We start from the raw sequence: 14,892 nt of genomic DNA, 5'->3' as shown, positions 1-14,892 counted from the left end.
TGAAAGGAGAGCGAGTATGGCTTACATTAAACATTGGGCGCAAGAAGAAAAGCTAAACGAAACGGAAAAACAGAAACTGGAGATGGACGGACTGGAGATTTTGAAGCTGATCCCCCGCTATGCGGAGGAGGGTTTTGACTCCATCCCGAAGGAACATTGGCCCATGTTTAAATGGGCGGGGCTATACTTACAAAAGCCCAAAGAAGACGGGTACTTCATGATGCGGGTAAACATCCCGTCCGGGTTGCTCCGAAACGATCAAGTGGTTACCCTGGCTCACATCGCACGCGATTACGGCCGCGGTGTTTTTGATATCACCACGCGTCAGGCGGTACAGTTCCATTGGCTGCGAATTGAGGACATTCCGGACATCTATGACCGCCTGGAGCGGGTGGGGCTCTCCGCCGTCGGAGCATGCGGTGACATCACCCGGACCATCATGGGAAATCCCTTGGCAGGAATTGATCCCCATGAATTGATCGATACGGGGTCGATCGTGGAAGAGGTGTATCAGTTCTTTCAGCGGAACGAGGATTTCTCCAATTTGCCGCGTAAATACAAGATGTCGATCAGTTCCAATGTCCACAATGCCGCCCATGCGGAAATCAACTGTGTCGCATTTACTCCCGCGGTGAAGGAGTTGGACGGGAAAGAGACGGTCGGATTCCACCTCAAAGTGGGAGGAGGACTGTCGGCCCGCCCCTATCTAGCGCAACAGCTGGATGTATTTATTACACCCGAGCGGGTGAAAGAAGTGGCCATCGCTGTCACTACGCTGTTCCGGGATTACGGTTATCGGGTAAAACGAACACGGGCTCGGCTCAAGTTCCTGGTGGCCGACTGGGGACCGGAAACCTTCAAGGAAAAACTGGTGGAGTTGACAGGGCCCCTTCCTTCCCGCGGAGAAGACCGATTGGAGGACTGGAACGCCGGATATTTCTACGGTGTCCATCCTCAGAAACAACCGGGTCTCTCCTATGTGGGACTCAATGTGCCGGTGGGCCGCCTGGATGCAGAGGAAGTGCTGGAATTGGCACGTATTTCCACTGAATACGGAAATGGCGAGATCCGGACATGCAACTCTCAAAACTTGATCATTCCCAACGTACCGGATGGAAAAGTGGAGACGATGCTTCAGGAAAAACTGTTTCGCCGGATCCAGGTGGAGCCGCCCCATTTCATCGGTTATTCCGTCTCCTGCACCGGCATTGAATACTGTAACCTGGCATTGGTGGAGACCAAAGAGCGGATGCGTGTCATCGCTGAATACCTGGATGAGGAGGTTTCCATCGATGTCCCAGTCCGTATTCACATGGTGGGGTGCCCCAACTCCTGCGGTCAACGGCAAATCGCCGATATCGGACTGCAAGGGATCAAAATGAAGTCCCGGGAGAAAAAAGGTCTGGTGGAAGCCTTTGAAATCTATGTGGGCGGCACCTTGCAAGAAGGAGGCCGTTTCAACGAAAAGTTGAAAGGAAAGATTGAAGCCCCATTCTTGGCACCGGTGTTGCGCGAGTTCCTGCTTCATTTCAAAGAGAACAAACAACCGGGAGAAAACTTTCAGGATTTCTACAATCGGGTGGGCAGGGATTCCTTGCAACAGGTCTTGGATGGAATCTTGGTCGATGTCTTACCTTCCGCCGCTTCGTAAGCGGTGGCGGCAGCCCATCGTGGGGAAGGAGGGGGCATCTCATGTATTTATACCGATTTGAAGTGGATCTAGTGGATCAAACGGTTCCCGTCATCATCGCGGCGCGGGATGACGACCACGCGTTTCGGCTGGTGGAGGATGAACTGGAGAAGCACTTTTTAAAGATGCCACGGGAAATGGATATCATCCTGCATGAAAAGAAGCGATTGGGAACGGGAACCGGCTTTGTTTTAGAAGGAGAGGCTGTTTTTTCATAAAAAAGACGGTTCGCCACAAGGAGGTGTGCGAGGATGGGAAAAGTGTATTTGGTGGGGGCGGGGCCCGGGGACCCCGAACTGCTCACCTTGAAAGGACTGCGGGCCATCCGGGAAGCGGATGTGATTTTGTATGACCGCTTGGTCCACCCGGATCTCCTGGATCATGCCCGCCCGGATGCTGATCGGATCTACTGCGGCAAGCTGCCGGATCGGCATACGATGAGACAAGAGATGATTCATCAACTCCTGGTCGAGCACGCTGTGGCAGGACGGACGGTGACTCGGCTTAAAGGAGGCGATCCCTTTGTCTTCGGGCGGGGAGGGGAAGAAGCACAGGCATTGGTGCAGCACGGGATTCCTTTTGAAGTGGTTCCGGGGATTACAGCAGGTCTGGCCGCTCCCGCTTATGCCGGTATTCCGGTCACCCACCGGGAGCACGCCTCCAGTTTTGCTTTGGTGACAGGCCACCGCAAAAAGGGCGGAGAAGACGGGGAACGGTGGAAGCACCTGGCTAAAGGAGTGGATACCCTCGCCATTTACATGGGTGTGGGCAATATCGGTTATATCCAGGGGCAGCTTCTTACTCACGGTAAATCTTCCGATACTCCTGCGGCTATCATCGAGTGGGGAACCACGGAGGATCAACGAACCGTTACAGGCACGCTGGGACAGTTGGTGGAGTTAGCGGAGGAACACCGCGTTACCAATCCGGCCATGATCGTCATCGGAGACGTGGTGCGCCTTCGAGAGGAGATCGCTTGGTTTGAACGTCTTCCTGCTCCGCCCGCACTCTCAACAGCAGGGATGTGAAAAAGGGACTTCGGCTTTAAGCCGAAGTCCCTTCCGGTTCCGGATCCATGCGTTGGGCTATGCAGTTGACGTCTTTTTCATCCAGCCAGTTGCTCTCATATCGGTTGCCTGAAGCTAATACCGTGCGGAAAGAAGCGAGTCCGACACGCCGGCTTAAAAGAGTGTGGCAGCGAGTCCGGCACTGCATGGCCCGCCCTGGAATCCAGGTTGTCACTCGGTTGAACCGACGGTGGCGAAGGGCCACCACCCGCCCGGTCATGGCCCAGCCGGCATCCCGGAAGCGCCAGTGATTGTACACGAATGCCAAGGGTACCAGCAGCCACCCCCAAAAGCCCCAAAGGGGAAAGGCCCACGTCAAACCGGCGGCTAGGAGTATGGGAAGCGGAAGGGGATAAAGGACCATCCGTTTCCACACCCGTCGCGGTACCGGTTGAAGAGAGGCGCGAGCAGACTCCGCGAACTCCGGTAAAAACCGATCCAGGTATTCCGGTACTTGGGAACGCTTCAGCAGCGGAAAGGCGATTAATCGTTGGTCTTCGGCTGCGCCGTAGCCGGCACTTTCAATGCGAAGCGTCACATAACCCAGGGGTTGGCGCGCCATGTTTTCCACGATGTGGACCGCCTGGATGCGGCGAAGCGGGATCAGAGTGCGGCGGCGTTCCAACAGACCCCGCTGGATCATCAAGTGGGTATGGTCCCGGCTGATGGTGAAACGGTAATCCTGAATGAGGGTGCTGAGAATGGAGATCACCCACGCAATCAACAGGATGGCAAACAGGAGCCAACCGACCGACAACATGCCGATGGCCCACAGATAAGCCTCCCGGACCATTCCTTCGTTGATCTGGAAGAAATCATCGGCAATCGAGAGGGCGGGTCCGAGCAGGGCCAGGACGACGCCCAACCGGCCCGAGGTAAGGCCGGAGAGCAAGAGGGTTCCGAAACGGAGCTTTTCCGCATCCAAGGGGGTCGGTTCCGTCTCGGTACCGTCGTCCGGGGAGTCGGCTTCAATCGGATCCGTGGGGGATCGCTTTCGTTGAATCAAAGCACGCTTCAGCCGGTCCGCTGCTGGGCGGGAGACTGCTTCTAGGACGGCTTCGGACTCTTCCTGACCGCTGGCTGTTTCGATCCGTACCTGTACCACACCAAACAAGCGGTGCCAAATCGATTCCACATCGTCGACCGATTGAATCCGTTCGACGGGGATGTAAATCTTCTTTTTCAGCCAAGCTCCCCGTTCCATCCGAAATTCATCATTTTCTACAAAGTAGACTTGACGGTACCAACGTAAAACGGCTTGAATCAAGATAAATGAGATGACGAGTCCGGCTCCGGCAGCGATCCAGATGAGAGCTTGGCCGCCTCCGCGGTTGAAGAGATTGAAGCCCGCGTAAACCAACAGGGGGATCACCATTTCCTTTAAATTGCCGACGATGGTAAACAAGATGGTGATGGGATGCAGTCGTTGTGGATTATTCATCTCTTGCCACCCGTACCAGACTACCGATACGATCCCGTAACTGATCGGCTTCTTCCGTCAGAAGAGCGGGAATCGTAAAGGATGCTCCCCCGGCAGTGTTGATTTCCAGTTCGGACAGCCCGTGACGGCGCAACAATGGCCCCTGCGTAGTGTTGACGTGTTGGACGCGCACCATGGGAATAATGGTGCGGCGAATAAAGAAATAACCGGATTGGATATCAATCTCTTTTTCGTTTACTTCATATCGGTAGTAGCGCCATCGCAACAGGGGATAAATCCAAATGGCCGGTACGAGGTAGACGGTAGCGACGCTCCACAGTACTGCAGGGATCCAGCGGTGCCAATCGAAGAGGAAGGTGAGGCCCGTCACTCCTCCCACCACTAACAGCACGAAGCCGGCGGTAAGACATTCGTGGGTACGCCAGACACGGATCGCATCTCGATGTATACGATTCTTGGGCGGTTCGTTCATCGACAGGGGGCCTCCTCTTTTGGTAGATGTGAAAGATGGAAGCTTTGTCAGCCATCATTCCTTTTCCAGTTTAGTCCTTTTGTTGGCTGGAAAAAAGGGGTTCTGTAAAAAACGAGGTGATCCAGTTGGGACCATTATACCCGCTGATGGTGGATTTAAAAGGAAAATCCGCCGTTGTGGTCGGGGGAGGCCGTGTGGCTGCCCGCAAGGTGAAGAGTCTGTTGGAAGTGGGAGCACAGGTGACGATCATCTCACCTGTGCTGGATGTCGAACTTACAAAAGAAGTGGAGGCGGGAAACGCCGATTGGAAGCGGCAATGGTTTTCCCCGGAAGTGCTGCATGAAGCGTGGGTAGTGGTGGCGGCCACTAACGACAGGGACGTGAACGCGCAGGTGGCACGAGCCGCTGGTGATCGACGGCTGGTTAACGTAGTGGACCAGCCCGAGCTGGGCAATTGCCACTTCCCGGCGTATCTTAGACGGGGACGGCTCACCTTGGCTGTTTCTACCGGGGGAGCCAGTCCACGCTTGGCACAGCAGATCCGGGATGGTTGGAAAAAGGAATTTGACGATACATGGACGGAGCGATTGGAACAGTTATATCGGGAACGCCGCAAGCGCCGAGGTCGTCGTCAGTGAGTATGAAAGGTGAAGGATATGTCGGTAGTTGGGGATGGAAGGGAATGATGGGATGAGTGATGGTGTATCCTGGTTCGGTAAAGGCATTCCGTATCGATAAAACGGATGCCCCGCCCGTTGGTGCGGGGTGTTTTTATCATCGAATGGCTTGTCCCAACCTTTTGTTCTCTTTTTAGCATCGGTTGCATCTGATATAATAAGAGCGAATTTAAGTGGTCTGACCACCTTCCGCTGCATGATAAAGGAGTGAAAGGATTGTCCTCTCTGCGAGAAGAGTCATTAAAGTTGCACAAGGAACAACAGGGCAAACTGACGGTTCGATCCAAAGTGGCGGTTAGTAGTGCCCGGGATCTGAGCCTGGCTTATTCACCGGGTGTGGCGGAACCGTGCAAAGAAATCCATACGGATTCAGACAAGGTGTACGAGTACACGATGAAGGGCAACCTGGTTGCTGTCGTCTCCGATGGGACGGCGGTACTCGGTTTGGGAAATATCGGCCCTCACGCTGCCATGCCGGTGATGGAAGGGAAGGCGGTCCTTTTCAAAGCTTTTGCGGGGGTGGACGCGTTCCCCCTATGTGTGGATTCATCTGAGGTCGACCGCATTGTGGAAACCGTGAAGCTCTTGGCCCCCACTTTCGGAGGGGTCAATCTGGAGGATATCGCCGCCCCCAAATGCTTTTTAATCGAAGAGCGGTTGAAGAAGGAAGTGGATATCCCGGTATTCCATGACGATCAGCATGGGACGGCGATTGTCACTCTGGCAGGATTGATCAACGCCTTGCGCGTGGTCGGCAAAAGGATGGATGAGATCAAGGTGGTTGCCAATGGTGCCGGGGCAGCCGGAATCGCCATCATCAAACTGTTGTTGTCCTTAGGTGTGAAGGATATCATCATGTGCGACAGTAAAGGTGCCGTCTATGAAGGGCGTCCATTCGGCATGAACGCCATCAAGGAAGAGATTTCAAAAGTGACCAATCGGAGCGGCGTCCAAGGGGGACTGGCCGATGTCATGAAGGGATCGGATGTGTTTATCGGAGTGTCGGTGGCCGGGGCGGTCACCAAGGAAATGGTCCGTTCGATGAACCACGATCCCATCATCTTTGCGATGGCCAACCCCGATCCGGAAATCATACCGGAAGAGGCGTTTGCGGCTGGAGCCAAGGTTGTGGGAACGGGCAGGTCCGACTACCCCAACCAAGTAAACAATGTGTTGGCTTTCCCGGGTATCTTCAGGGGGGCCTTGGATGTACGGGCTAAGGCGATTAACGAGAAGATGAAGGTAGCCGCCGCCTATGCCATCGCCGGGTTGATTGATGAGAAGGAGCTTTCGCCGGATTATGTCATCCCGGCCCCCTTCAACCCGATGGTGGCTCCCAAAGTGGCGGCGGAAGTGGCTCGCACGGCGATGGAGACGGGTGAGGCCCGGATTCAGGTGGATCCGGAAGCCGTGTTCGAAAAAACACGAGCCCTTACCCGTGGAGATTGAGGATCCCTGCTCCACCGGGGAGAGGTGGCGGTGAGACGTGTTTGAGGAGACGACTTCCAAGTTCCAATCGATTTTAATGCGCATCAACGAAGTGATCGAACAGGAGGGCTTAAAGCCGGGAGACCGCATCCCATCGGAACGGGAGCTGGTCTCCCGCTTGAATGCAGGGAGATCCACCGTGCGGGAGGCGCTCCGCGCCCTGGAGCTGTTGGGGATTATCACCACCAAGCAGGGGCAGGGCACCTTTTTGCAGCCGTATCAATCCCACCGGTTGGTGGATATTCTCGCTTTTTACATTTTGCGTGACGACCGGTCTAAGGGTAATCTATTGGAGATGCGGGTGTTGCTGGAAACCGGAGCTGCCAAAAAAGCGGCCCTTCATGCGACTGCGGAGGAAGTGGCTGTTTTGGAGAGAATCTGGAGTAACATGGATCATACGGTTTCCCAAGGACAGGTACCCATTCAGGAAGATTATGACTTTCATCATCAACTGATTCGTTCGGCTCATAATCATCTGTTGACGCGGGTTTGGTATTTGGTGATTCAATATGGACAGACTGTGCGGAAATCGTCCCTGTCCAAACCGGGCCGTCCCCAAAAAGCGCTGCAGGAGCACCATGCCATTCTGGATGCTGTCCGGCATCGCCAGCCCGGCGAGGCTGCGAAACGGATGGAAGAACATCTGGCTTCTGCGGGCTTGCCGACTTTGATGGATACAAGACCCGAGAATGAACGAGACTGAGGCGGAAATTAGTGGTGGCAGAGCTTCCAAAATTGCTTAGAATGGCGCTTGCAGCACCGCCTGCGTTGCGGATACGATTCTCTCTGTGCTATCATGACTGCGGTGAAGGTTGATCTTCCACTCCTTAAGGGGTGGAGCATTCGGGTAAGATTTTATGACCTTTCTCACGAATATGAAATATAGACGCTAGAGGTATGCTGGGCTTCGTTTTGCAAATGACCATGATTCGCCCGGGATGAGGTGTTTTTCCGTGTTTAAGGATTTATTTAGAAAGCAGAAAAAATATGCAACGATTCCTTCGGAGCAGGCTAAACGGGATATTCCGGAAGGAATTATGCAAAAATGTCCCCGCTGTGGATCGATCGGCTTTACCAAAGAGTTGGAGAAAAACTGGAAGGTCTGCAAAAACTGTGACTATCATCATCCGTTGTCCGCACGGGAACGGATTGAGATCACTGTGGATGAGGGACGTTTTTTCGAGTTTGACGCCGAGCTGGTGTCCGAGGATCCGCTCGGTTTTCCCCACTATACCGAAAAGCTGGAAAAGGACAAAAAGAAAACGGGGCAGAACGAAGCGGTGGTCACCGGGGAGTGCACCATCGGGGGATATCCGGCCATCATCGGGGTGATGGATTCCCGTTTCCGGATGGGAAGCATGGGCTCCGTGGTCGGTGAAAAAATTGCCCGGGCTGCTGATCAAGCTGCGACCAAAGGGTATCCCTTTATCCTGTTTTCCGCCTCGGGAGGGGCACGCATGCAAGAAGGGGTACTCTCCCTGATGCAGATGGCCAAAACGAGCGCTGCCCTGGAACGCTTGCACCGGAAGCGGGTGTTGTTTGTTTCTGTTTTGACCAACCCCACCACTGGGGGGGTTTCAGCCAGCTTTTCTTCCCTTGGCGATTTAAACATCGCTGAACCGGAAGCGTTGATCGGTTTTGCCGGTCGGCGAGTGATCGAGCAGACTGTTCGCCAAAAGCTGCCCGATGATTTTCAAACAGCGGAGTTTTTGCTGAAACACGGTCAACTGGACCAGGTTGTCCATCGTTCCCAGATGCGGGAGACGTTGATTCAGATCCTGGAGTTGCATACGGACGGGGGAGAGCGCGATGACTAACGGACAACTGCCTTTTGAGCGTCCGCTGGTGGAACTGCGGGACAAAATCGCCGAATTGGAACGGTTCACCAAGGAAAAGTCGATCGACCTCTCCCAGGAGATTGAGACCCTTGAGGAAAAAGCCCGGCGGCTGGAAGAAGAGATTTATGGCAACTTGACTACCTGGCAGAAGGTGCAGATTGCCCGTCATGCTTCCAGACCGACGACGTCGGATTATATCCGATACCTGTTTACGGACTTCATGGAACTTCATGGCGACCGGTTGTATGGAGACGATCCGGCCATTATCGGCGGGATCGCCAAACTAGACGGGCGGCCCGTCACCGTGATTGGACATGAGCGAGGCAAAGACACCAAAGACAAGATTGCGCGCAATTTTGGACTGCCCCATCCCGAAGGGTATCGAAAGGCGCTGCGTCTGATGCAGCAAGCGGATAAGTTCGGACGTCCCATCATCTGTTTTGTGGATACGCAGGGTGCTCATCCCGGAGTGGAAGCGGAAGAGCGGGGACAGAGCGAGGCGATTGCCCGCAACCTTCGTGAAATGGCCGGCTTCCGCGTTCCGATTATCTGTGTGGTTACCGGGGAAGGGGGAAGCGGCGGCGCTCTGGCGATCAGTGTCGGCAACCGGTTGTTGATGCTGGAGCATGCCTATTATTCCGTGATCTCCCCGGAAGGGGCGGCGGCGATTTTGTGGCGGGATGCGGCTAAAGCCCAAGAGGCGGCGGAAGCATTAAAAATTACCGCCCAGGATCTGAAATCTCTCGGCGTCATCGACACAATTATCCCGGAGCCCAAGGGAGGCGCACACAAAGATCCCGCCGCCCAGGCGCAAGCCATCAAGAAAAGCGTGCTGGAATCCTTGGATTCTTTGTTGAAGATGGATGAAGAGGCTCTGGTGGCAGATCGACACCGGAAATTTGAGAAAATCGGGGTGTACTCCACCGTGGGTTGAGGGTCCTTCCCCACCACGGTTTCTCTTTTTTGTCCCGCATGGACAAAAAAAGTCCCGCCGGGCATAGACTGACTCAACGATCCTATTGAGAGGTGAAAACTGTGAAACGCATGGCGGTTTTAACAAGCGGGGGGGATTCTCCCGGAATGAACGCGGCGATTCGTGCCGTTGTTCGTAAAGGACACCACCACGGCTTGGAAGTGTTTGGCGTAAGACGAGGCTACTCCGGTCTCATTCAAGGGGATTTGATCCCGATGGATTTGGGCTCCGTAGGGGATATCATTCACCGTGGAGGAACCATTCTGTACAGCGCACGCAGTGAAGAATTTAAGACGGCTGAAGGGCAGGAGCAGGCCGTTTCCAATCTGAAAAAAGAAGGAATCGACGGATTGGTGGTGATTGGGGGGGATGGAAGCTTTCGTGGGGCTCAGAAGTTGACGGAGCGCGGCTTCCCCACGGTGGGAGTGCCGGGGACCATCGACAATGATATCCCCGGAACCGATTTCACCATCGGGTTTGATACTGCCGTCAATACCGTGATCGATTGTATCGACAAGATTCGCGACACGGCCACTTCCCATGAGCGAACCTACATCGTGGAAGTGATGGGGCGGGATGCCGGTGATATCGCCATATGGGCCGGCTTGGCCGATGGCGCCGAATCGATTCTGATCCCGGAGGCACCCTATCAATTGGATGAAGTGGTGGATCGGCTGGCCAGGGGAACCCGGCGGGGGAAAAAGCACAGCATTATCATTGTAGCCGAAGGGGTCGGTTCCGCTGTCGATATCGGCCGTCAGATCAAAGAAAAAACAGGAACGGAAACCCGTGTGACTGTGTTGGGTCACATTCAACGGGGAGGATCGCCCACCGCCCACGACCGGGTGCTGGCTAGCCGGATGGGAGCGGAAGCGGTGGATCTCCTGCTTCAGGGCGAGAGTGACCACATGGTGGCGATCCAGGCGAATCAGATTAAAGGACTCCCCTTCGAAGAGGCGTTTGCGATGAAGCATCAACCGGACTTGTCTATTTATAACCTGGCCGAAATCCTGGCGATCTAATAGGAGGGGCATCCATGCGCAAAACCAAAATCGTATGTACCATCGGACCGGCAAGCGAAGACAGGGACACCCTGAAAAATCTCATCAAAGCTGGAATGAATGTAGCACGGCTCAATTTTTCCCACGGGGATCATGCTGAGCATCTGCGGCGGATCGAGCGGATCCGGGAAGTGGAAGCGGAGCTGGATTCCCGGGTTGCGCTGCTCCTGGACACTCGTGGTCCCGAAATTCGCACCGGAGAGTTAGCGGTGGATGAAGTGGAATTGGAAACCGGAGCGGATTTTACATTGACCACGGAGCCGATGGAAGGCGATGCCTCCAAGGTTTCCGTCTCTTACCCTGGATTGGTGGAGGATGTAAAGCCCGGTTCCGTCATCTTGGTGGATGATGGGCTGATCAGCCTAGAAGTAAAGGAAGTGGCAGGGAGCGACATCCATTGCCGAATTTTGAACGGGGGTCCCCTCAAAAGTCGGAAAGGGGTCAATGTTCCCGGCGTTTCCGTCAACCTTCCGGGCATTACTGAAAAAGATGCCGCCGATATCCGTTTCGGGATTGAGCACCAGGTCGACTTTATCGCCGCCTCTTTCGTCCGAAAACCGGAGGATGTCCTGGAGATTCGCAAAATCCTGGAGGAATATGATGCCGATATCCATATCATTTCCAAGATTGAAAACCAGGAGGGTGTGGATAACCTCCAATCCATCCTGGAGGTTTCCGATGGGCTGATGGTGGCTCGGGGGGACTTGGGCGTGGAGATTCCCGCTGAAGAGGTGCCCATCGTTCAAAAAGAAATGATTCGACTGTGTAATCGTCTGGGCAAACCGGTCATCACTGCCACACAAATGCTGGACTCCATGCAGCGCAACCCCCGTCCCACCCGTGCCGAGGCCAGTGATGTGGCCAACGCCATTTTTGACGGCACGGACGCCATTATGCTGTCCGGTGAGACGGCCAGCGGACGCTATCCCGTAGAAGCGGTGCAAACGATGGATCGGATTGCTTCCCGTGCCGAAAGCTCCTTGAAATATACGGATATATTTCGGGAACGGATCGAAGAAACGGACGTCAGCATCCCCGACTCCATCAGCCAAGCGGTCGTGCATACGACATGGACACTGAAATCATCCGCAATTATCACTTCCACCGAAAGCGGGCGTACCGCCCGTATGGTTTCCAAATACCGCCCCCAGGCTCCCATCGTGGCCGTTACGGTTCACGATTCGGTCTTACGGAAATTGTGCTTGGTTTGGGGCGTCTACCCGGTGTTGGGAACCCAGGTGACCACCACTGACGAAATGTTGCAATCGGCGATTGCCGCATCGCTGAAATCCAGTTATGTCCGGCATGGGGACTCGGTCGTGATCACCGCCGGAGTTCCGGTCGGTCAATCCGGGACCACCAATATCCTGAAGGTTCACGTGATCGGTGATGTGCTGGCCAAAGGACAAGGCGTTGGCAAAAAGGTGCTGACAGGCAAAATCGTTGTTGGTACCAGTCCGGAGGAGCTGCGCGGCAAAATGGTTGATGGTGCCATTTTGGTCACCCGCAGCACCGATAAAGATATGATGGATTCTTTTGAGCGGGCGGCTGCTGTGATTGTGGAAGAAGGCGGATTGACGTCTCATGCCGCAGTGGTGGGTTTAAGCCTGGGAATCCCGGTTGTGGTTGGCGTAAAGGATGCGACGCACATCTTTAAGGACGGCATCAATGTGACGGTCGATGCGGAAAGGGGCCATATCTATTCCGGTCGGGCAAACGTATTGTAAGAAAGAGGAAATAAAAAAGCGCTGATGGCTTTCGCCCTGTCAGCGCTTTTTTCAATCTCAGATGATACCCAGCCTGGGAAAGATCCACCAGCGCAACCGCCTGCGTCGTTTTCTTCGTTTGGAGAGTTTCATTTGAGCTTCACCTCGCTTCATATTCTTGATTTCCGCTATGATCCGGCAACAACCGGTCTCTATTTGTCGTCCCGGAGGGATTTTCTTACTGCCATTGTATCCCGTAGTGTCCAGTTTGGCTATTCTCAGTTTGTGTAGAGAATGACGGGAATATGTAAAATGCATGGCTAATGGCGGAGGAATCGGTTCATTCTCGGGTTCTTTGCTATAATGAAAGGGAATTTCAAGGATGGAGGCGGAAAAGGGATATCCATGATGGAACCATATCATGAAGAGCAGTTACGTGTACGATACCAGGAAACAGACCAGATGGGTGTCGTTCACCACAGTCAGTACGCCGTCTGGTTTGAGGTGGGGCGAACCGGATTGATCCGCCGTTTGGGCATATCCTATGGAGAGTTGGAGGAGAAGGGGATGCTCCTTCCTGTGGTGGATCTTTCTTGCCGCTTTGTAGCTCCGGCCAGATTTGATGATGTGGTCGGCGTGCGTACACAGGTGCGTGAGATGCGGGGCTCCAAATTAACGTTTGCTTATGAGGTGGTCCGGCTGAGTGACGGGGGGATATTGGCGCGAGGCCAAACTATCCACTTATGGGTAAACCCGGATATGAAATCCTTCAATTTTGAACGTACCCAGCCACAATGGTGTTCACGCTTGCGTGCTTTCACCTGCAAAAGCGAACAAGGAGAGTGAGGGAGATGGTGTTTCGGATCATCATCCTGTTGCTAATCATCGTCCCGGCCATGGAAATCTGGGGATTGGTCACGGTTGGCAGCTGGATTGGTGCGGGTCCCACGGTGTTGTTGGTAATCGCCACCGGTTTGGTCGGCGGCTATTTAGCCAAATGGCAAGGGCTGCAAACCTTACGGCTGGCTCAAATTCAGTTAAGGAACAACGAATTGCCCGGTGAAGCCATACTGGATGGAATCTGCATCCTGTGTGGGGGGTTATTACTGTTGACTCCGGGATTTTTTACGGATGCCATCGGATTTGCGCTCCTGCTTCCTTATCCCCGCGGCATGATCAAACTGTTTATGAAAAAAACCCTCACCCGGATGATGCAAAACGGGACCCTCATCTGGGTGACCCGCCGCTAAAAAGTATAGATGGATAAGCGTCCTAGCCGTTCGCCGGGGCGTTTTTTATTTGTCGGCAACTGTATCGCTTCCATTTCGAATAAATCGATACAGATCCTGAAACACCCGGGCACGGTAGAGGGCGACGAGGATCACGGCCACTACCGGACCCACCAGCAGGCCTAAGATTCCGATGGCTTTCAGACCGACAAACAACGCCACCAAGGTGAGCAGGGGATTCAAACCGATATTAGTCGCGACCAGCTTGGGTTCCAGCATCTGTCGGACAATGAGGATAATCACATACAAAATGGCAATACCGGCTCCCATTGAGAAATTTCCGGTTAAAAGCAGGTAGATGGCCCAAGGAACTAACACCGCTCCCACTCCAAAATAGGGAAGCAAGTCGACCACCGCGGTTACGAGTGCGATAGTAAGGGCATAATTCAGTCCGATGATGGTGAAGCCGATCCAGACGATCACACCGGTTATAGTGATCAAGGTGAGCTGGGCACGAACGAAGCCGAATAAGGCTTTTTTTAAGTCCCGAATGACAAGACCGCCGGTGGAACGGATGCGATCCGGAATAAAACGCAGCAGAAGTTCGTGCAGACGGGGCCAATCGAGACCGATGAAAAAAGCCGCCAGAATACAAAAAACTAGAACTGTGGCATAGTAAGGGAGATTGCCGAGGAACGTTCCAATACCGGCGATAATGCTGGTAATCAATTCCGTTCCTTTGGTGGCGACGAGTCCCAGGTTGTCCCGAATACTGTTTAAGATCTCTGTTCGCTGTTCCGGATTTTTCTCTAAGTAATCCTGGATGTTTTGGATGGTTCGAGTTAGTGCATTTTCCTCGTAGACAAACGTATGTAGAATATATTGGTTGAATTGGTCTAAGTAGGCAGGGAGTAACTCAGCCAAATGTGTCAATTCGATGACAATCTGGGAAATGAGAAAAATCAACCCAGTGACGATGGCGGACACAATCAGGACCAGGGTCAGCGTCACTCCCGCCCACCGTGGCAGGCGTGCTCTCCGTTCCAACCAACGGACCAACGGTTCTGCGCTCATGGCGATCAGCCACCCGATGAGAAACGGATATAAAAAGGGGATGAGGAAGGAGAACAACCCATAGCCCACTACCAATAGGGCCAACACCCAAGCGGCTCGTAAGGCGATCTCTACGGCTTGGCGATTCAAAAGAATCACTTCCCGACTGTACGGAGTGGGACAAGAACTCCCTGTTA

Annotated in this window: 15 protein-coding genes; 12 read left to right on the top strand and 3 right to left on the bottom strand. The window is 53.9% G+C overall.

The window, feature by feature from the left end; genetic code table 11:
• Positions 1–16 precede the first annotated feature (16 nt).
• The 3 genes from JOE21_RS12700 to cobA are packed head-to-tail and all read left to right on the top strand — an operon-like array spanning position 17 to position 2,718.
• Positions 17–1,651, top strand: a complete 1,635-nt coding sequence (locus JOE21_RS12700; protein WP_309866772.1) for a nitrite/sulfite reductase — start codon at positions 17–19, stop codon at positions 1,649–1,651.
• Between the two features lie 41 nt (positions 1,652–1,692).
• Complete coding sequence (locus JOE21_RS12695) at positions 1,693–1,908, top strand: DUF3906 family protein (protein WP_309866769.1); 216 nt, start codon at positions 1,693–1,695, stop codon at positions 1,906–1,908.
• 33 nt (positions 1,909–1,941) lie between these two features.
• A complete protein-coding gene (gene cobA / locus JOE21_RS12690; protein ID WP_309866767.1) occupies positions 1,942–2,718 on the top strand; it encodes a uroporphyrinogen-III C-methyltransferase in 777 nt (258 codons plus the stop codon).
• Between the two features lie 16 nt (positions 2,719–2,734).
• Here the strand turns inward: cobA and JOE21_RS12685 are convergent, their stop codons facing one another.
• Positions 2,735–4,198: a PH domain-containing protein gene (locus JOE21_RS12685; protein ID WP_309866764.1), complete on the bottom strand. Its 1,464-nt coding sequence runs from the start codon at positions 4,196–4,198 to the stop codon at positions 2,735–2,737.
• Complete coding sequence (locus JOE21_RS12680) at positions 4,191–4,670, bottom strand: PH domain-containing protein (RefSeq protein ID WP_309866760.1); 480 nt, start codon at positions 4,668–4,670, stop codon at positions 4,191–4,193. The genes JOE21_RS12685 and JOE21_RS12680 overlap by 8 nt, the downstream gene beginning before the upstream one ends.
• 125 nt (positions 4,671–4,795) lie before the next feature.
• Between JOE21_RS12680 and JOE21_RS12675 the strand changes: the two genes are divergently transcribed.
• The 9 genes from JOE21_RS12675 to JOE21_RS12635 all read left to right on the top strand — a co-directional run bounded on the left by JOE21_RS12675 (position 4,796) and on the right by JOE21_RS12635 (position 13,663).
• Positions 4,796–5,308 (top strand): precorrin-2 dehydrogenase/sirohydrochlorin ferrochelatase family protein, encoded by a 513-nt coding sequence (locus tag JOE21_RS12675; RefSeq protein WP_309866758.1) that lies wholly within the window; start codon positions 4,796–4,798, stop codon positions 5,306–5,308.
• A gap of 255 nt (positions 5,309–5,563) precedes the next feature.
• A complete protein-coding gene (gene ystJ, locus JOE21_RS12670) occupies positions 5,564–6,796 on the top strand; it encodes an NADP-dependent malic enzyme (protein ID WP_309866755.1) in 1,233 nt (410 codons plus the stop codon).
• Between the two features lie 37 nt (positions 6,797–6,833).
• Positions 6,834–7,538, top strand: coding sequence for a FadR/GntR family transcriptional regulator (locus JOE21_RS12665; RefSeq protein ID WP_309866752.1), 705 nt, complete (start codon positions 6,834–6,836; stop codon positions 7,536–7,538).
• A gap of 250 nt (positions 7,539–7,788) precedes the next feature.
• Positions 7,789–8,652, top strand: coding sequence for an acetyl-CoA carboxylase, carboxyltransferase subunit beta (gene accD, locus JOE21_RS12660; protein ID WP_309866749.1), 864 nt, complete (start codon positions 7,789–7,791; stop codon positions 8,650–8,652).
• On the top strand, positions 8,645–9,607 hold the full coding sequence (locus tag JOE21_RS12655; RefSeq protein WP_309866747.1) for an acetyl-CoA carboxylase carboxyltransferase subunit alpha: 963 nt from the start codon (positions 8,645–8,647) through the stop codon (positions 9,605–9,607). The genes accD and JOE21_RS12655 overlap by 8 nt, the downstream gene beginning before the upstream one ends.
• Positions 9,608–9,708: 101 nt before the next feature.
• On the top strand, positions 9,709–10,668 hold the full coding sequence (gene pfkA, locus JOE21_RS12650; protein ID WP_309866744.1) for a 6-phosphofructokinase: 960 nt from the start codon (positions 9,709–9,711) through the stop codon (positions 10,666–10,668).
• A gap of 14 nt (positions 10,669–10,682) precedes the next feature.
• Positions 10,683–12,434, top strand: a complete 1,752-nt coding sequence (gene pyk / locus JOE21_RS12645) for a pyruvate kinase (protein WP_309866743.1) — start codon at positions 10,683–10,685, stop codon at positions 12,432–12,434.
• 387 nt (positions 12,435–12,821) lie between these two features.
• Complete coding sequence (locus tag JOE21_RS12640; RefSeq protein WP_309866742.1) at positions 12,822–13,259, top strand: acyl-CoA thioesterase; 438 nt, start codon at positions 12,822–12,824, stop codon at positions 13,257–13,259.
• Between the two features lie 5 nt (positions 13,260–13,264).
• The gene (locus JOE21_RS12635) at positions 13,265–13,663 is read left to right on the top strand and encodes an FxsA family protein (RefSeq protein WP_309866741.1); all 399 of its coding nucleotides are present in this window, start codon (positions 13,265–13,267) and stop codon (positions 13,661–13,663) included.
• A 45-nt stretch (positions 13,664–13,708) separates the two neighbouring features.
• Here the strand turns inward: JOE21_RS12635 and ytvI are convergent, their stop codons facing one another.
• Entirely contained in the window at positions 13,709–14,845 is a 1,137-nt protein-coding gene (gene ytvI, locus JOE21_RS12630) for a sporulation integral membrane protein YtvI (RefSeq protein WP_309866739.1), read from the bottom strand.
• Between the last annotated feature and the right edge of the window lie 47 nt (positions 14,846–14,892).

This window comes from Desmospora profundinema, from assembly GCF_031454155.1.
Lineage (GTDB): Bacteria > Bacillota > Bacilli > Thermoactinomycetales > DSM-45169 > Desmospora > Desmospora profundinema.
The sequence above is the reverse complement of the archived record's forward strand: the minus strand, read 5'-3'. Positions and strand labels throughout refer to the sequence as shown.